We start from the raw sequence: 16,907 nt of genomic DNA on the forward strand, positions 1-16,907 counted from the left end.
CTTCAAATAGGAAGCCGAGATTCTGTTCATTTCATTCCCTCTTGCAATTGCAGCGTGGCCTGGCGTTCGATCCATTCGCCCGCCGCGTCCTGCACGATTTCGCGCAACACCACTTCGGTTTCCGTGATCTTGACGATCTTGCCGTAGTTCAGGCCCAGGTAGTTGCCCGGGCGGACCTGGTAAATCAGGTTATCGACCTTGATCAGCGCCACCGGCTGGCCGTTGCGGTTGAGACTGCCCACCATCTTCATCGCATCGAGCGGAACCGACTCGAGCGGCTCCTTGCGCCGGTTGAGTTCCGGCGCCACGAGCGCTGCGTTCGACGCCGCGTTGCCACCCTGCGCTCGCAAGGCCTGTGCCAGGCGCTCGCGGCTGAAGGGGTCGAGCGCGCCCGCACCCAGGTAAGCCTGCGGGCTGAACTTCTTGGGTTCGGGCAGCGGCGGCACGGTGGCTTTGACTTGGGCGCGCTGCTCGCGCATCCATTGCTGCAGATCCTCGGGTCCGCCGTCGGAGCAACCAGAAAGGCCCCAAACCAGCGCAAGCCCCAGGCTGGCAAGCCAGCGGTCATGGCATGGACGTCGCATCATTTCTTGGCTCCCGCACCGGCGGCCTTGCGTTGCGCCGCGATTTCTTCCGGATCCAGATAGCGGAAGGTCTTCGCCGTCGTGTCGAGCACCAGCGCGCCGTCCTGCCGCGGTGCAATCGAGAGATTGTTGAGCGTCACGATGCGTGAGAGGGCCGCGATATCGGCGGTAAAGGCCCCGATGTCGTGAAAGCGGCCGGTCACGCGCAAGGCAATGGGCAGTTCGGCGTAATACTCGCGGACCACGACGTTGCCCGGCCGGAACAACTCGAACTGAAGGCTGCGACCGAGCCCCGCTTGGTTGATGTCGCTGAGCAGCGCATCCATCTCGGCCTTACTGGGCAACTGCTTCTCGAGCTGCGTCACGAATTGCTGAACCTGCTCGCGCTGCTTCTTGAGTGCATCGAGGTTGATGGCCTTGGCCAGCTTCTTCTTGTATTCCTCGCGCAGCTGCTGTTCCTTGGCCTGCTCGGCCTCGAGCGTCGCCTGATACTCCTGCAGCCAGGCAAACCAAAGAACGATGACGATGGCTACGGCCAGAAGCACGCCCAAGGCCAGCTTGGGCAGAATCGGCCACGCGGCCGGATCTTTCGGATCCAGCCCTTGGAACTGTCGCTGCAGAGTCTCGAGCAGGTTCGGTTTCTCGAGGCCGCCGGCGGTAGGGACGTTCGCCATGATGGATGCGCTTCCTTAACGCTTGACGGATGCCGAAGCCGCGTTCGCAGCCGCAGCAGCCGTCCGCTGCAGAGAGACCCGGATCGTGAAATTGGAGACACGGCGCTGGTCCCGCGGCGACAGCGCCACCGAACCGGCGACGATCTCGACCAGTTCGGGGCGCGCGAGCCAGGGGCTATCGTTGGCGAGATTGCGCAGCAATTCCGAAACGCGGTCGTTCGACTGGGCCACGCCACTGAGCGTGATCCGGCTATCCTCTTGGCGCACCGCGGTCAAGTAAGCGCCTTCGGGCAGGAGCCGCACAAGCTCATTGAGCAGATGAACCGGCAGATTGCGGTCGGCCTGAAGGCTCTCCACCGCTTCCTGGCGTGCACGCAGCGCGTTGATCTCGTCCTGGAGGGTGGCGACGTCCTTGATCTGCGCATCGAGCCGGCGATTTTCTGCCACCAGAAAGGCGTTGCGCCCCTGCTGGTCGCTGATTTGGATGTCGTACCAAAAATAAATCAGGCCGCCGACGAGCAGGCCCGCGACGGCAGCGGCCCCGAGGCCGGCGTAAAACTCCTCGCGGCGGCGCTTGCGCGCTTCTTCGCGATGGGGAAGGAGGTTGATCAGAATCACGACAGGAACCTCCGCATGGCCAAGCCGCAGGCCGTCAGATAGGACGGCGCCTCACGCCGCAGCTTGCCTTCGCTGACGCCCGACCCGAGCTCCATATCCTGGAACGGGTCGATCACGGTGGTGGCAAAAGAAGTCTGCTGCGTGACCGCGTCGGCCAGGCCCGCCAGCGCCGCCGAACCGCCCCCCAACATCACATAGTCCACGCGGTTGTGAGGCGTGCTGGTGAAAAAGAACTGCAGCGCGCGGCTGATTTCCTGCGCGAGCGTATCGACGAAGGGCCGCAGCACCGTGGTCGCGTAGTCTTCGGGCAGATCGCCGTTGCGCTTCTTGTTTTCAGCCTCTTCGGGGGTGAAGCCATACTGGCGCACCAGTTGCTGCGTGAGTTGCGCGCCCCCGAAGGCCTGGTCCCGCTCATACAACACGTCGTCGTTGCGGATGACCTGCATGCTGGTCGTGTATGCCCCGATCTCGAAGAGCGCAACGATCAGGTTGCGCCCACCGTCGGGGAGTTCCTGGATCAGCCGCTCCGCCGCGCGCCGCGAGGCATAAGACTCGATGTCCATGATGACCGGCTTGAGGCCAGCGGCCTCGGCCAGGCCCTGCCGGTCTTGCACCTTGTCTTTGCGCGAAGCGGCGATCAGGACATCGACGTCGCCCGGCGACTGCGGGTTGGGGCCGATAACGCAAAAGTCGAGACTGACTTCGTCGAGCGAGAACGGGATGTATTGATTGGCCTCGGACTCGACCTGCACCTCGAGTTCCTGCTCGCTCAAGCCTGCGGGAAGCACGATTCTGCGGGTGATGACCGACGAGGCGGGCAGCGCGAGCGCAGCGTTCTTGGTTTTGGTGCCGGTTTTCTTGACCAGGCGCCGCAGAGCCTCGGCAACCTCGTCAAACTTCTCGATGTTGCCATCGCTGACCCAGCCGGGCTCGAGCCGCTCGATGCCGCAATGCTCGAGCACCCACTGCCCGTCGGCGTTGCGACCGAGCTCGACCAGCTTGACGCTCGACGAGCTGATGTCCACGCCCACGAGCGCGGATTGCTTCCGGCGAAAAAAAGACGCCAAGGCATCGAGAGAGATCAAGTCAGTCCCCTGAAAAAAGCCGCACCGCTCGAACGATCTTTAGGGCAACGCTGAACCAGTCCCTCGCGTGCCGCGCATCCCGGCTGCGGGCGGTCTGCTTCGTTGCAAATCCTCGCCATAGCTGCGGCTATGGCTGTGGTTTGCGCCTCGCACCCCATCCCGCGGCCGGGCGCGCGCCATCACGGGAACTGATTCAGCGTTGCCTTGCATTTCACTTCAATCCTAGCAGTAAGCCTCTTGCTGCACGGGGGAAAATCGCACCGGACTCCTGGCAAGCGTTGCCAAAAGCCGACGCTTCGGCAACCCGGCCTTCTCCTTCGCAGCCCGTTTCGCCCCTGAATTTCGGAGCGAAACCCACCGTGGCCGCTTCAGACCCGCCGCAGGAGAGGAGAAGGGTGCCACCCTCCGGAAAGCCAGACCGCTGGAGCTAAGATAATCCACCGCCGAACCTTGCCTGCACGGGCGAACCCAACTTCGCCCAGCCGCCCGCCCATCTCAACCGATCCATCCCTCGGAACTCCATGCCCTCGTCCGAACCGACCGGAACGCCCGGTGCATCGCCGCAGCCCCGCGCGGCACAGCGGCCTTGGTGGCTGCGGCTCTTGTTGTGGAGCCTCGGCCTATTCGCCGCGGGTGCCGTCACCGTGGCCCTCCTCGTGGGGGTGGCGCTGGCCGTAGCCTATCCGAATCTGCCGGACGTCTCGAACCTGACCGACTACCGGCCCAAGCTGCCGCTGCGGGTGTACACGGAAGACGGCGTGCTGATGGGTGAGTTCGGCGAAGAGCGGCGACAGCTGACGCCGATCTCGGAAATTCCGAAGGTCATGAAGGACGCGGTGCTCGCCGTCGAAGACGCCCGCTTTTATCAGCACGGTGGTGTCGACTATCTCGGTGTGATCCGCGCGGGCTTGGCCAACCTCGGAAAACTCAAGAGCCAGGGCGCGTCGACCATCACGATGCAGGTCGCACGCAACGTCTACCTGTCGGCCGAGAAGACGTACACGCGCAAGATTTACGAAATCCTGCTGACCTTCAAGCTGGAGCATCTGCTGACGAAAGACCAGATCCTCGAGATCTACATGAACCAGATCTATCTGGGCAACCGGGCCTACGGATTCGCCGCTGCGGCAGAGACCTATTTCGGCAAGCCGCTCAAGGACATCACGATCGCCGAGGCGGCCATGCTCGCGGGACTGCCCAAGGCGCCTTCGGCCTACAACCCGATTGCCAACCCCGCACGGGCCCGGGCGCGTCAGCTCTACATCATCGACCGCATGCTCGAAAACGGCTTCATCACCCGCGAGCAAGCCGAAGCCGCGAAGAAAGAGCCGCTGCACATCCGCACGCCCAGCGATAGCAGCCGTCTGCATGCCGAGTACGTGGCGGAAACGGCGCGACAACTGATTTTTGCCCAATACGGTGAAGAGACCTACACGCGGGGCTTCAACGTGTACACGACCGTCTCATCGCGCGACCAACGGGCGGCGTACGAGGCCGTCCGCCAGGGCATCATGGACTACGAGCGGCGCCAGGTGTATCGCGGTCCGGAAACCTTCATCGAGCTGCCGAGCGACCCGCGTGCATGGGATGACGCGATCGACGACGCGCTCGCCGAGCATCCCGACAACGGCGACGTGCTCGCGGCCGTGGTGCTCGAAGCCCAGCCGAAGAAGGTCGTGGCCGTGCGCGCCAATGGTGAACGCATCGAGATCACGGGCGAAGGCTTGCGGCCGGCGCAATCGGGGCTATCGGACAAGGCCACTCCGAAGATTCGCATTCGCCCCGGCGCGGTCATCCGCGTCATGCGCACCGCTCAAAACCGCTGGGAAATCACGCAACTGCCCGAAGTCGAAGCGGCTTTCGTCTCGATGGATCCGCGCAGCGGCGCCATCCGCGCGCTCGTCGGGGGTTTTGACTTCAACAAGAACAAGTTCAACCACGTCACGCAAGCCTGGAGGCAGCCGGGGTCGAGCTTCAAGCCCTTCATCTACTCGGCCGCGCTCGAAAAAGGCTTCACGCCGACGACCGTCGTCAACGACGCACCCCTGTTTTTCGATGCCGGCGTCACCGGCGGGCAGCCCTGGGAGCCGAAGAATTACGACGGCAAGTTCGAAGGGCCCATGCCGTTGCACACGGCACTGGCGAAATCGAAAAACATGGTCTCGATCCGCGTGCTGCAAGCCATCGGGCCGCGCTATGCCCAGGAGTGGATTACCCGCTTTGGCTTCGACCCGGACAAGCACCCGCCGTATCTGACGATGGCGCTCGGCGCCGGATCGGTGACGCCGATGCAGATGGTCACGGCGTATTCGGTGTTTGCCAACGGCGGCCGGCGCGTGAGCCCGTGGCTGGTGACCCGCATCACGGATCAACGTGGCAAGGTGTTGCTGCAGACGCAGCCGCCCGCGCCGGATGCGACCCCGCAGGCGATCGAGCCGCGCAACGCCTTCATCATGAACCGGCTGCTGCAGGAAGTGGCGCGATCGGGCACGGCGGCCAAGGCGTATGCCACGCTCAAGCGCCCGGACATCGCCGGGAAAACCGGCACCACCAACGACTCGATCGACACCTGGTTTGCCGGCTACCAGCCAACTCTTGCCGCGGTCATCTGGATGGGTTACGACCAGCCCCGCTCTCTGGGCGACCGCGAAACCGGCGGCGGGCTGAGCTTGCCCGTCTGGATCCGCTATATGCAAACGGCGCTCAATGGCGTCCCGGTCACCGAACTCGAACCACCCGAGGGCGTCGTGAACGTGGGGGGGGAGTGGTATTACGCCGAATATGCGCCGGGCTCGGGGGTGAGCAACCTGGGCCTCGAGGATCGCATGCCCAGCATGCCGGAGTCGGGCGATGCACCCCGCCCAGCGGCGCCGGCTGCGCCGCCCGCGCCGTCCGAGGAACGGCGACGCATCCTCGACCTCTTCAAGGATTGAGGCGCCGCGTGCGTGACGCAGCGGCCTCGCGCGCGCTTACCGCGGTGAGAAGTCGAGGCTTCGGCCTGCTTGGGCGCTGGCGTCTCGGCTCAGCCGGTCGAAGAACTCGCTCTGATCTTTGGTGTCGCGCCAGTGTGTGCCGTCGAAGCGGTAGTGGTAGCCGCCAAAACGGCTGGCCATCCAGACTTCGTGCAAGGGCTTTTGCAGGTTGATGACGATCTGACTGCGGTCCGGAAAGATCAAAGTCACCATGCCGCCGACGCGCTGGTTGTCGATGTCGGCGTCGCTCTCTTCGTTGATGCGGTCACACGCTTGTTCGACCTGCCGCAGCAGGGTTTCGGCGTGTTCGAGGTATTCGAGGTCGGTCATTACAATCCGCGGATGTTCCTGAAGCGCTTGATTCTAGGGGGCGGCATTGCCCTCGTTGCCGTTGCGGCCACCTCCGGCTGTGGACAAAAAGGCCCGCTCGTGCTGCCCCCCGCTGCAGTGCCCGCGTCGGCGCCGGGAGCCGCGCGATGACGGCACCCCGACTGCCCGGCCATCCGCATCTGGCCTACCGCGATGGACGGCTCTGGCTCGAGGCGGTCGCGCTCGACACGCTCGCCGAACGCTTTGGGACGCCCTTGTTCGTCTATTCGAAGGCGGCCATGCTCGAGGCGCTCTCGGCGTACCAACGCGGGCTCGAAGGCCGTGATGGCCTCATCTGCTATGCGATGAAAGCCAACTCCACGCTCGCCGTGCTGCAGCTGTTCGCGCGTGCGGGCTGTGGCTTTGACATCGTCTCGGGCGGCGAGCTCCAACGAGCGCTGGCAGCGGGCGCAGACCCCGCAAAAATCATTTTCTCAGGGGTGGGCAAGACCCGCGCCGAAATGAACGCCGCCCTCGACGCGGGCATCGGCTGCTTCAACGTCGAAAGCGAAGCCGAACTCGAAGTGCTCTCGGCCGTGGCGCTCGCCCGCGGCCAGCGCGCGCCCGTGAGCCTGCGCGTGAACCCAAACGTCGATGCCAAGACGCATCCCTATATTTCCACCGGCCTCAAAAGCAACAAATTCGGCATCGCGCACGAGCGCGCGGTGCGGGTCTATCGGCATGCCGCTGGCCTACCCGGGCTGCGGGTGATCGGCATCGACTGCCACATCGGCTCGCAAATCACCGACAGCACCCCGTATCTCGACGCGCTCGAACGCGTGCTGGACCTGGTCGACGCGATCGAGGCCGAGGGCCTGCGGCTCGAGCACCTCGATTTCGGCGGTGGCCTGGGCATCGACTACCACGGCGAAACGCCCCCCGCAGCCGACGCCCTGTGGCGCTTGCTGCTCGAGCGGCTCGATGCACGCGGCTATGGAAATCGACGTCTGCTGGTCGAGCCCGGGCGTTCGCTCGTGGGCAACGCCGGCGTGTGCCTGACCGAGGTGCTGTACCTCAAGCCCGGCGACGAGAAAAACTTCTGCATCGTCGACGCCGCCATGAACGATCTGCCGCGGCCCGCGATGTACGAGGCTTACCACGAGATCGTGCCGCTGCGGCCTGGTGCAGCGCGGTCGGATGCGCCGCTGTGGGATGTCGTCGGCCCGGTCTGTGAAAGTGGCGACTGGCTCGGGCGTGACCGCGCCCTCGATCCGGCGGTGGGTGACCGACTCGCCGTGCTCTCGGCCGGGGCCTACTGCATGAGCATGGCGAGCAACTACAACACCCGCCCCCGCGCGGCCGAGGTGCTGGTGGACGGCGCCGCCGTGCATCTCATCCGGCAGCGTGAGCGCTTGCCGGATTTGTGGAAACACGAAATGCTCCTGGATTGAGAGCACCTGAGCGCCGTTTCACGCCGGCATCCGGCCCAAAAGCCTCAAGACAAAGCCCGAACCCCCGCTTTTGGCCCCCGAGCGCCGGACCGGCGCAATACCAAGGACGGGTTCAGCGTAGCCTCAGAGGCTGAGAGGGAATTGGGCGTGCCCGAAGGGGCGCCCCAAAACGCGCCCGAGTAGGCGCAAAGCACAGCCGTAGCTCGGGCTACGGCGCGCATTTGCAACGCCCTCGGGCGTGTTTTGGGGCGTCAAAGCGGGCATGACCAATTCCCTCTCAGCCTCTCAGCCAAACACGCCGCCCAGCCAAGCCAGCAAGCCCACGAACACGGCGGTATGACCGAGCAGCCCGCCGAGTGCGGCGCGCGCATACACCCAGCCGCCGCTGACGGCCGCGACGACCGACTTCGCCAAGCCGTGCACGGTCAGTGCCCCCAGCACCGCCCACAGCAAGGGGAAATGGGCATCCTGAGCGCTGACGGGCGCAGGACCCTGGGCCAGCACGGCCGCCACGGCCGAGTGCAGTTCGAACAGCGCCGCCAGCAGGGTCGTCGCCCAAAGGCCCGCATCGCCCAGCCCTGCGCGCGCCGCCTGGGTCAGGGCCGTGACGCCTGTGAGCGCGACCGCCACGCCCGCGGCCTGCGGCAGGCTGAACATGCGCTCACTGGGAGGCAGCGGCCCCGACTCGACGCCCGACAGATCCTGCGTGTGCGTGCCACGCAGCAGCCACATGCCCCAAAACGCCGCGAAGCCGGCGCCCGCCAGTGCCGGCAGGGCCAACAGCCGCACCCAGGAGGGTTGCACCGTGCCCGCAACCAGCAGCAGCTGCACCATGGTCGCCACACAACTGAGAACGCCGACGGCGGCTTGCGTTCGAACGACGGCGGGCTCCTGCGCCTGAGCGCGAGCGACCAGACCGGCCTGGGCGATGGTGGCCGTGCTGCTGACGAAACCGGCGGAAACGGCCGAGAGCACCAGCGCTTGGCGCGCACGCAACAAGCGCCGCGCCAGGTGGCCGAGCGCCTGCACAGCCAGCATCAAAGCCAGAAGCTTGAGCAGCACATGCGGATTGAGCACCGGCCCCCAGAGCGGCCGATCGGGCACGACCGGCAGCGCGACCAGCAACAGCGCGGCGAGGATGATGCCGTCGCGCACCTCGCCCTCGGTGAGCCACTGGCGCGCAAAGCGATGCAGCGGCTCGCGGGCAGCCAGCAGCGCCGTCAGCGCCACCGCCAGCGCCGAGGCCAAAGCCGGGTCCACCGTGCACAGCACGCCGATGAAATAGGTCAGCATCAAGGCGAGTTCGGTCGTGATGCCCGGGTCCTGGCCGCGGTCGCGCCCATACGCGACGACCACCAAGGCCGCGACCAACAGCGCCCCGACCAACGCCAGGAAAACGCCACCGGCAAGCATGCCCGCCGCGCCCATGACCGAGGTGATCGCAAACGTGCGCAGACCCGCGGGTCGCCGGCTCGCGCCATCGCCTTTGCGCCGCTCCCGCTCGACGCCAACGAGCAGCCCGCAACCGAGCGCGGCCGCCAGCAGCGCCACCGCGTGGAGGAAATCCGGGGAGCCGATGCCGTTCATGCAGCGATGCTACCCTGCGCGGACAATCGATCCCCATGAACAACGCCACACCCATCGCCCTCCCGCCCTTCATCGCGCCCATGCGCTTCGACGACCCGCAAGCCGCGCTGGCCCAGGTGCAACGCATCTACGCCGACGCGCTGGCGCACCTGCGCGACCACCTGCGCCGCTATGCCGCTGGAGAGGCCTATGCCGGCCTGGACGCCGACGCCCCCTGGCCACGCGTACGCGCGCACTACCCGTTCGTGCGCATCGAGGTGAGCGAGCGCACGCCGGTCGATCCCGGCCTGGCCTGGGGTTTCGTCGCCGGTCCCGGCCGCTTCGAGACGACGGTGACGCGGCCCGACCTCTTTGGCCCCTATCTGCTGGCCCAATTCACCGCGCTGCGCGCCAACCACGGCGTGGCGATCGAAGTGGGCACGAGCCACCAGCCCATCCCCTTGCCTTTCGCGGGCGTCGCCGAAGACTCGGTCGAAGCCGACCTGCCCGAAGCGCGCCGCCAGCGCCTGCGCGAAGTCTTCGACCTGCCCGACCTCAGCGCGATGGACGACGGCATCGCCAACGGCACGGCCATCCTGCAGCCGGGCGAAGCGCAGCCGCTCGCGCTCTTTACCGCGCCGCGTGTGGACTACTCGCTGCACCGCCTGCGCCACTACACCGGCACGGCGCCGGAGTGGTTCCAGAACTTCGTGTTGTTCACCAATTACCAGTTCTACATCGACGAGTTCGTCGCACTTGCCGAAGCCGAAATGGATCGGCCCGACAGCGACTATCTCGCCTTCGTCGCACCCGGCAACGTCGTCACCTGGCGACGCGGCCTGCCGGAGGCCGAGCGCGCGGCCTGGCTCGCGGCACCGCAAGGGGTGGCGCCGGCCCGGCTGCCGCAAATGCCCGCCTGGCACCTGCTGCGCGCCGACCGCAGCGGCATCAGCATGGTCAACATCGGCGTCGGCCCATCCAACGCCAAAACCATCACCGACCACATCGCCGTGCTGCGCCCGCATGCGTGGATCATGCTGGGCCACTGCGCGGGGCTGCGCAACAGCCAGCGGCTGGGTGACTATGTGCTGGCCCACGCCTATGTGCGCGAGGACCATGTGCTCGACGAGGAACTGCCGCTGTGGGTGCCGATTCCGGCGCTGGCCGAGGTGCAGGTCGCGCTCGAGACCGCAGTCGAAGCCGTCACCGGACTCGAAGGCGCCGAGCTCAAGCGCGTGCTGCGCACCGGCACCGTGGCCAGCACCGACAACCGCAACTGGGAGTTGTTGCCCTCACGCGATGCGCTCACCACGCCCGAGCGGCGCTTCAGCCAGAGCCGGGCGATCGCGCTCGACATGGAAAGCGCGACGCTGGCAGCCAACGGTTTTCGCTTCCGGGTGCCCTACGGCACGCTGCTGTGCGTCTCCGACAAGCCGCTGCACGGCGAAATCAAGCTGCCGGGCATGGCCAACGCCTTCTACCGCGAGCGCGTGGGCCAGCATCTGCGCATCGGCCTCGCCGCCGTCGAGCGCTTGCGCGCCGCCGGCCCCGAGCGGCTGCACAGCCGCAAGCTGCGCAGCTTCAACGAGGTGGCGTTTCAATAGCCCACAAGGTGTGGCCCCACATACCCTCGGGCATCTGCGCTGCGTTTACGTGCGCTTCATACATCGGTCGTATCCTTGCGCCCCATGCCGTTGACCGCCCTGCTTTCCCGCGCACCGCTGAAGCGACGCCGCAGCTTCTCCGTCGCACCCGGCTGCACGCTGGCTTCGGACCACGCCGTGCCGCTGGGCCTCGTGGGCTTCATCACCCTGGCTCTGGGGGGCTGTGCCGCGGTCGTGCAAGCGCCGGCTGCGCCGCTCTCGGCCGAAGTGCCGGCGAGCTGGGCGCAAGGCGCGCCCGGTGTACGTACGCAAGCGGCGGCGAGCCTATCGCCCGGCTGGTGGCAGACGCTCGCCGATGCAAGGCTCGATGCGCTGATGACGCAAGCGCTTGCGCGCAACACCGATCTGGCCGCCGCCCGCGCCGCGCTCGCGCAGGCCGAAGCGCTCGCCGACGCACGTGAGGCCGCATTGGGGCCGAACCTGTCGCTTTCCGGCTCGGCGCAGCGCAGCAAAAACGGCAGCGCGAGCGCAGCCAACAGCTACGGCGTGAGCTTGAACGGCGGCTTCAACCCCGACCTGTTCGGCGGCAACGCGGCCGCGGCGCGCGCGGCGGCGGCCGACGCGCAGGCGGCCTGGGCCAGTCTGGCCGGCACGCGGCTGGCCATCAGCACGAGCGTCGCGCTCAACTACCTCGACCTGCGCAGCCAGCAGGCGCGGCTGGCAATTGCCGAACGCAACCTGCAAGCCCAACAAGACACCCAGCGCATCACCGCATGGCGGGTGCAGGCGGGTCTGGCCTCGTCGCTCGACCTCGCGCAAGCGACGCAAAACGTGGCGCAGACGGCCGCAACGGTCGCCAGCCTGGGCACGGCGATCGGCCAGGATCTGCATGCGCTGGCCGTGCTCTGCGGTGAGCCACCCGCGGCGCTGCGCGAGCGCCTGGGCGTGGCCGCGCCGCTGCCGCAGTGGCCGACGGCGCAAACCCTTGCGCTACCGGCCGAGGTGCTGCGCCAGCGGCCCGACGTGCGCGCGGCCGAGTCGCGGGTGCAGGCGGCGCTCGCGCGGCTGGACCAGGCCGCTGCGGCGCGCTGGCCCAGCTTCTCGCTCAGCGCCACGCTGGGGCTGCGCGCCCTCACGCTGGGCGGGCTGCTCGACGGCTCGGTCGCCAACACCTTGCTCGCGAGCCTGAGCGTGCCCTTGTTCGACGGCGGTGCGCTCGCGGCGCAGCAGCGCGCCCAGGCGGCTGCGCTGGAGCAGGCCCGCGCGCAATGGCTGGGCACGGTGCTCGCTGCCCTCAAGGACGTCGAAAACGCCCTGCTTGCACTGCGCCAAGATGGCGAGCGGCTGCAGCATCTGCAAGCCGCCGCGACGGCCGCGCGCGATGCCGAGCTCATCGCGCAGCAGCGCTACCGCAGCGGCCTGGTGGACTTCCGCACCGTGCTCGACGCCCAGCGTGCCCGCCTGCGGACCGAAGACGCGGTGCAGGTGCAGCAGGCCACGCTCGCGGCGGATGGCGTGCGGCTGGCGCAAGCGCTCGGTGGTGGCGTCCTTGCCGATCCGCCCCAAGCATCCCCTGTTTCCTCGGCCGTCATCGCCCCCCTTGTCCCGTCCACACCATGAGCTCCACGCCCTCCGCCCCCTCCGCTGCGAACGACCGCGGCGCGCTCGATCTGCAGGCCTTGCTCGACCCCGCGGCGCGTCGCCGCTGGTGGCAACGCCCGGGCGTGTGGATCGCCGTGGTGGCCGTCATCGCCCTCGGCGGCGCGGCCTATTGGTGGAGCCAGCGCACGGCGGCGCAAGCCGCGCCGCGCTACATCACCGAGCCGCTCAAGCGCGGCAAGATCACGCAGACGGTTGCTGCCAACGGTACGGTGGTGCCCACGCGCACGGTGAACATCGGCAGCGAACTGTCGGGCACGGTCAAACAGGTGTACGTGGACGTCAACGACCGGGTCAAGAAGGGACAGGTGTTGGTGATGCTCGACACCGCGAAGCTCAGCGACCAGGTGAAGCGCTCGGAAGCGGCGCTGCTCTCGGCGCGGGCCGCGCGCGAGCAAGCCAAAGCCACGCTGGCCGAGGCGCAAGCCAACCTGGCGCGGCTCGAGGAAGTGGCGCGGCTCTCGAGCGGTCAGGTGCCCTCGGCGGCTGAACTCGACACTGCGCGCGCGAATGTCACCCGCGCAGCCGCTGCGCTCGAGAGTGCCGCCGCTGCCGTGGCGCAGGCCGAGGCGCAGCTCTCGACCGACCGGACCAACCTGTCCAAGGCCTCCATCGTCTCCCCGATCGATGGCGTGGTGCTCTCGCGCACGGTGGAGCCCGGCAATGCGGTGGCGGCCTCGCTGCAGGCGGTGACGCTGCTGTCGCTGGCCGAAGACCTCGCGCAGGTCCGGGTGGAACTTGCGGTCGACGAAGCCGATGTGGGCAACGTCCGGCCGGGCCAAAAGGCGTCTTTCACCGTTTCGTCCTACCCCACACGCCGATACCCGGCGAGCGTCACGCGGGTGGCCTTTGGCTCCACCAAAACCGACAACGTCATCACCTATACGACTTACCTCGAGGTGCGTAACGATGACCTGAGCCTGCGCCCCGGCATGACCGCCGCGGCGACCATCGTGGCCAACGAGCACGACGGCGTGCTGGTGGTTCCCAACACGGCGCTGCGCTTCAATCCCGAGAGCGCTGCGGCCAATGCCAAAGCGGGCAGCAGCGGCGGCCTCACGTCCATGCTGATGCCCCGCATGCCCTCGACCGGGCCGAAGAAACCCGGCACGGAAAACCGCCGCGGCCCCAATGCCGAGCGGCGCATCTGGGTGCTGGACCAAGGCCAGCCGGTGCCGATCACGGTCACGGTCGGCATCAGCGACGGCCGCCTGACCGAGGTGAGTGCGCCAGAGCTCAAAGAAGGCATGGCCGTGATCGTCGACCAGCGCAGCGGGGCGTCGAAATGAGCGACGCGCCCCCCATCGAACCGCTGATCGAACTGCAGCAGGTCACCAAGGTCTACGGCAGCGGATCGACCGCCTTTGCCGCGCTCAAGGGCGTCGATCTACGGGTGCGCGCCGGGGAGTTCGTCGCCATCATGGGGCCGAGCGGATCGGGTAAGTCGACCGCGCTCAACGTGCTGGGCTGTCTGGACCGCCCGAGCAGCGGCGCGTATCGCTTCCGGGGCGTGCATGTCGAACGGCTCGACCGCGATCAGCGCGCGCTGCTGCGGCGGCATTTCCTGGGCTTCGTGTTCCAGGGCTTCAACCTGCTTGCGCGCACCTCGGCCCTGGAAAACGTGGAGCTGCCGCTGATCTACCGCGGCATGCCCGCGCGCGAGCGCCATGCGGCTGCTGCGGCGGCGCTGGCCGACGTGGGGCTGGCGGGCTGGGAGCACCACACGCCGGGCGAACTCTCGGGCGGGCAGCAGCAGCGCGTGGCCATTGCGCGCGCCATCGTCACCCAGCCTGCGGTGCTGCTGGCCGACGAGCCGACCGGCAACCTCGACACCGCGCGCAGCGTGGAGATCATGGCGCTGCTCGCCCGGCTCAACCTCGAGCGCGGCATCACCATCCTGATGGTCACGCACGAGCCGGACATGGCGGCCTGGGCGCAGCGCGTGGTGCATTTCCGCGACGGGCGTATCCAAAGCGACGAGGTCAACCCGCACCCGACCCGCGCGCCCGAGATGCCCGCCCTCGCGACGGAGGCCGGCTGATGTGGCTCAGCACGTTGCTGCTGGCCTTGCGCTCGATCCGGCGCAACCTGCTGCGTTCGTTCCTGACGGTGCTGGGCATCGTGATCGGCGTGAGCGCCGTCATCACCATGGTCACGCTGGGTAACGGCGCAACCCTCGCGGTTCAAAGCCAGATCGCGAGCCTGGGCACCAATTTGCTGCAGATCCGGCCGGGGCAGCGGCTCGGGCCCGGCTCGGGCTTCAGCGGTGCGCCGGCGTTCAAAGAGGAAGATGCCGATGCCATTGCCACCCAAATCAGCGGCGTGGCGGCCGTCGCCCCCGAAGCGCGCACCGGCGCGACGGTGGTCGCCAACGGCCGCAACTGGACCACGAGCATCATCGGCACCACCGATGCTTGGCTCGACGTGGGCAACTGGAAGCTCTCGGCGGGCCGGCCGTTTTCCGACAGCGAGACCCGCGCGGGTGCTGCGGTGTGCTGGATCGGTGAGACCATCCGCCGTGAGCTTTTCGGGGGCGGCGACGTGCTCGGACAGCAACTGCGCATCCGCCGTATGTCGTGCGAAATCGTCGGCGTGCTCGGCAGCAAAGGCCAAGGCGCCTTCGGCAACGACCAGGACGACGTGGTGGTGCTGCCGATCCGCGCGCTGCAGCGCCGCGTGACCGGCAACACGCGGGTCAATACGCTGCTCGTCTCGATGCGCGACGACGCCGACGCCGAACGCGTCAAGCAGGCCCTGACCCAGCTGCTGCGCGAGCGGCGCAAGCTCGCCGAGGGCGAGGAAAACAACTTCAACATCCTCGACACCAAGCAGCTCGCCGACACCATGTCGGGCACCACCCGCATCATGACGCTGCTGCTGGGAGCGGTGGCGGCGGTGAGCCTGCTGGTGGGCGGCATCGGCATCATGAACATCATGCTGGTGAGCGTGACCGAGCGCACGCGGGAGATTGGCCTGCGGCTGGCCATCGGCGCGCTCGAGCGCGAGGTCCTGCTGCAGTTCCTGATCGAGGCCGTGGTGCTGTCCTCGCTCGGCGGCGTGGTCGGCATCGTGCTTGCGACCGTGGCGTCGCTGGCGATTGCCTCGGCGATGGACATCCCGTATCTGTTCAACCCGGGCGTCAACCTGCTGGCCTTCGCCTTCTCGGCGGCAATCGGCGTGTTGTTTGGCTATTTTCCCGCGCGGCGCGCCGCACGGCTCGACCCGATCGACGCGCTGCGCCACGAGTAAGCCACGGCCAGAAGCTTCGTTTTTAAGGCAACGCTGAATAAGTTCCCGCGATGGCGCGCGCCCGGCCGCGGGATGGGACGCGAGGCGCAAACCGCAGCCATAGCCGCAGCTATGGCGAGGATTTGCAACGACGCAGACCGCCCGCAGCCGGGATGCGCGGCGCGCGAGGGACTTGTTCAGCGTTGCCCTAAGAGCAAAGAACGACCGTTTGACGCCGGCAATCGCCGGCTTTCAGCGGGAAACGCAGCGGGTCGCCATCACGTCCCCGAGCCGCACGGGTCGGCCCGGGCGCCAGTCGGGGGTGAGTGCGGCGGTGGCCCGAGGCCAAAGCACGATCACCGTCGAGCCCAGCAGAAAGCGCCCCATCTCCTCGCCCTGCGCGAGCCGGATGTCCTGCCCCTCGTAGCGCCATTCGCGCAGTTGCCCGCTGCGCGGCGGCGTCACCACGCCGTGCCAGGCGGTGGCGATGCTGCCGACGATGGTGGCACCCACCAGCACCAGCGCGAGCGGCCCGTCGTCGGTCTCGAACAGGCAAACCACGCGCTCATTACGCGCAAACAGCCCTGGCACGCCGCGGGCGGTGGTCGGGTTCACGGAAAACAGCGCCCCGGGCACATGGATCATGCGCAGCAGCCGACCCGCGCACGGCATGTGGATGCGGTGATAGTCGCGTGGACTGAGGTAGAGCGTGGCAAAACTTCCGTCGGCAAAGGTCGCCGCCAGCGCCGCATCGCCGCCGAGCAGCGCCGTCGTGCGGTAGTGGTGGCCTTTGGCCTGAAAAATCTGCTCGCCCTCGATCGGGCCGCACTGGCTGACCGCGCCGTCGACAGGGCAGATCCAGGGGCTCGCCGCCAGCGGCCGCGCGCCGGGCTTGAGCGCGCGGGTGAAGAAGTCGTTGAAGCTCGCGTAGGCCGCCGGGTCGGACACCGCGGCTTCACTCATGTCCACCCGGTAACGGCGTATGAACCAGGGAATCACCCGCCGCGTCCAGCCGCGAGCAGTGCAGCGCGCCGCCCAGCCCGCGAACTCGGTCAGCGCGCGTTGGGGCAGCAGATATTGCGGCAGTACCGCGAGACGGTCGAGCAAGCCAACTCCTGTGGACGAAGGGGTGGCCGATTGTAGGAGGGGCGAGCGGA

15 protein-coding genes are annotated in these 16,907 nt (G+C 67.6%); 8 read left to right on the forward strand and 7 right to left on the reverse strand.

Annotation, left to right across the window (positions count from 1 at the left end; translation table 11 throughout):
• Positions 1 to 26: 26 nt before the first annotated feature.
• The 4 genes from EDC62_RS07110 to EDC62_RS07125 are packed head-to-tail and all read right to left on the reverse strand — an operon-like array spanning position 27 to position 2,958.
• Positions 27 to 584 (reverse strand): pilus assembly protein PilP, encoded by a 558-nt coding sequence (locus EDC62_RS07110; protein ID WP_124222648.1) that lies wholly within the window; start codon positions 582 to 584, stop codon positions 27 to 29.
• The gene (locus EDC62_RS07115; RefSeq protein WP_124222129.1) at positions 584 to 1,258 is read right to left on the reverse strand and encodes a type IV pilus inner membrane component PilO; all 675 of its coding nucleotides are present in this window, start codon (positions 1,256 to 1,258) and stop codon (positions 584 to 586) included. The genes EDC62_RS07110 and EDC62_RS07115 overlap by 1 nt, the downstream gene beginning before the upstream one ends.
• A gap of 15 nt (positions 1,259 to 1,273) precedes the next feature.
• Positions 1,274 to 1,876: a PilN domain-containing protein gene (locus EDC62_RS07120; RefSeq protein WP_124222131.1), complete on the reverse strand. Its 603-nt coding sequence runs from the start codon at positions 1,874 to 1,876 to the stop codon at positions 1,274 to 1,276.
• Positions 1,873 to 2,958 (reverse strand): pilus assembly protein PilM, encoded by a 1,086-nt coding sequence (locus tag EDC62_RS07125; protein ID WP_425469993.1) that lies wholly within the window; start codon positions 2,956 to 2,958, stop codon positions 1,873 to 1,875. Before EDC62_RS07125 ends, EDC62_RS07120 begins: the two co-directional genes overlap by 4 nt.
• A gap of 524 nt (positions 2,959 to 3,482) precedes the next feature.
• On the opposite strand from EDC62_RS07125, the gene EDC62_RS07130 reads away from it, so the two are divergent.
• On the forward strand, positions 3,483 to 5,894 hold the full coding sequence (locus EDC62_RS07130) for a penicillin-binding protein 1A (RefSeq protein ID WP_124222133.1): 2,412 nt from the start codon (positions 3,483 to 3,485) through the stop codon (positions 5,892 to 5,894).
• Positions 5,895 to 5,930: 36 nt separating this feature from the next.
• Here EDC62_RS07130 and cyaY read toward each other — a convergent pair whose 3' ends face one another.
• Entirely contained in the window at positions 5,931 to 6,263 is a 333-nt protein-coding gene (gene cyaY / locus EDC62_RS07135; RefSeq protein ID WP_124222135.1) for an iron donor protein CyaY, read from the reverse strand.
• Positions 6,264 to 6,275: 12 nt separating this feature from the next.
• Between cyaY and lptM the strand changes: the two genes are divergently transcribed.
• Together lptM and lysA are read left to right on the forward strand one after the other, a co-directional pair.
• Positions 6,276 to 6,413: an LPS translocon maturation chaperone LptM gene (gene lptM, locus EDC62_RS13295; RefSeq protein ID WP_211330948.1), complete on the forward strand. Its 138-nt coding sequence runs from the start codon at positions 6,276 to 6,278 to the stop codon at positions 6,411 to 6,413.
• Positions 6,410 to 7,693, forward strand: a complete 1,284-nt coding sequence (gene lysA / locus EDC62_RS07145) for a diaminopimelate decarboxylase (RefSeq protein WP_124222137.1) — start codon at positions 6,410 to 6,412, stop codon at positions 7,691 to 7,693. The genes lptM and lysA overlap by 4 nt, the downstream gene beginning before the upstream one ends.
• Positions 7,694 to 7,978: 285 nt before the next feature.
• Here lysA and EDC62_RS07150 read toward each other — a convergent pair whose 3' ends face one another.
• Positions 7,979 to 9,280: a DUF4010 domain-containing protein gene (locus EDC62_RS07150; RefSeq protein ID WP_124222139.1), complete on the reverse strand. Its 1,302-nt coding sequence runs from the start codon at positions 9,278 to 9,280 to the stop codon at positions 7,979 to 7,981.
• Between the two features lie 80 nt (positions 9,281 to 9,360).
• On the opposite strand from EDC62_RS07150, the gene EDC62_RS07155 reads away from it, so the two are divergent.
• The 5 genes from EDC62_RS07155 (at position 9,361) to EDC62_RS07175 (ending at position 15,771) form a co-directional block, all read left to right on the forward strand.
• Complete coding sequence (locus EDC62_RS07155; RefSeq protein ID WP_484421896.1) at positions 9,361 to 10,863, forward strand: AMP nucleosidase; 1,503 nt, start codon at positions 9,361 to 9,363, stop codon at positions 10,861 to 10,863.
• A gap of 84 nt (positions 10,864 to 10,947) precedes the next feature.
• Complete coding sequence (locus EDC62_RS07160; protein WP_124222143.1) at positions 10,948 to 12,483, forward strand: efflux transporter outer membrane subunit; 1,536 nt, start codon at positions 10,948 to 10,950, stop codon at positions 12,481 to 12,483.
• Positions 12,480 to 13,811, forward strand: coding sequence for an efflux RND transporter periplasmic adaptor subunit (locus tag EDC62_RS07165; RefSeq protein ID WP_124222145.1), 1,332 nt, complete (start codon positions 12,480 to 12,482; stop codon positions 13,809 to 13,811). Before EDC62_RS07160 ends, EDC62_RS07165 begins: the two co-directional genes overlap by 4 nt.
• Complete coding sequence (locus EDC62_RS07170) at positions 13,808 to 14,563, forward strand: ABC transporter ATP-binding protein (RefSeq protein ID WP_124222147.1); 756 nt, start codon at positions 13,808 to 13,810, stop codon at positions 14,561 to 14,563. The genes EDC62_RS07165 and EDC62_RS07170 overlap by 4 nt, the downstream gene beginning before the upstream one ends.
• Positions 14,563 to 15,771: an ABC transporter permease gene (locus tag EDC62_RS07175; RefSeq protein WP_124222149.1), complete on the forward strand. Its 1,209-nt coding sequence runs from the start codon at positions 14,563 to 14,565 to the stop codon at positions 15,769 to 15,771. The genes EDC62_RS07170 and EDC62_RS07175 overlap by 1 nt, the downstream gene beginning before the upstream one ends.
• A 231-nt stretch (positions 15,772 to 16,002) precedes the next feature.
• On the opposite strand, the gene asd is transcribed toward EDC62_RS07175, so the two are convergent.
• A complete protein-coding gene (asd, locus tag EDC62_RS07180) occupies positions 16,003 to 16,857 on the reverse strand; it encodes an archaetidylserine decarboxylase (RefSeq protein WP_124222151.1) in 855 nt (284 codons plus the stop codon).
• Between the last annotated feature and the right edge of the window lie 50 nt (positions 16,858 to 16,907).

This window comes from Tibeticola sediminis (assembly GCF_003843835.1).
Taxonomy (GTDB): domain Bacteria; phylum Pseudomonadota; class Gammaproteobacteria; order Burkholderiales; family Burkholderiaceae_C; genus Tibeticola; species Tibeticola sediminis.

What these genes read in the sequence shown, in the direction of transcription:
- EDC62_RS07110 (WP_124222648.1), bottom strand. Translation starts at nt 584, where the DNA reads ATGCGACGTCCATGCCATGACCGCTGGCTTGCCAGCCTGGGGCTTGCG.
- EDC62_RS07115 (WP_124222129.1), bottom strand. Translation starts at nt 1,258, where the DNA reads ATGGCGAACGTCCCTACCGCCGGCGGCCTCGAGAAACCGAACCTGCTC.
- EDC62_RS07130 (WP_124222133.1), top strand. Translation starts at nt 3,483, where the DNA reads ATGCCCTCGTCCGAACCGACCGGAACGCCCGGTGCATCGCCGCAGCCC.
- cyaY (WP_124222135.1), bottom strand. Translation starts at nt 6,263, where the DNA reads ATGACCGACCTCGAATACCTCGAACACGCCGAAACCCTGCTGCGGCAG.
- lptM (WP_211330948.1), top strand. Translation starts at nt 6,276, where the DNA reads ATGTTCCTGAAGCGCTTGATTCTAGGGGGCGGCATTGCCCTCGTTGCC.
- lysA (WP_124222137.1), top strand. Translation starts at nt 6,410, where the DNA reads ATGACGGCACCCCGACTGCCCGGCCATCCGCATCTGGCCTACCGCGAT.
- EDC62_RS07150 (WP_124222139.1), bottom strand. Translation starts at nt 9,280, where the DNA reads ATGAACGGCATCGGCTCCCCGGATTTCCTCCACGCGGTGGCGCTGCTG.
- EDC62_RS07155 (WP_484421896.1), top strand. Translation starts at nt 9,361, where the DNA reads ATGCGCTTCGACGACCCGCAAGCCGCGCTGGCCCAGGTGCAACGCATC.
- EDC62_RS07160 (WP_124222143.1), top strand. Translation starts at nt 10,948, where the DNA reads ATGCCGTTGACCGCCCTGCTTTCCCGCGCACCGCTGAAGCGACGCCGC.
- EDC62_RS07165 (WP_124222145.1), top strand. Translation starts at nt 12,480, where the DNA reads ATGAGCTCCACGCCCTCCGCCCCCTCCGCTGCGAACGACCGCGGCGCG.
- EDC62_RS07170 (WP_124222147.1), top strand. Translation starts at nt 13,808, where the DNA reads ATGAGCGACGCGCCCCCCATCGAACCGCTGATCGAACTGCAGCAGGTC.
- EDC62_RS07175 (WP_124222149.1), top strand. Translation starts at nt 14,563, where the DNA reads ATGTGGCTCAGCACGTTGCTGCTGGCCTTGCGCTCGATCCGGCGCAAC.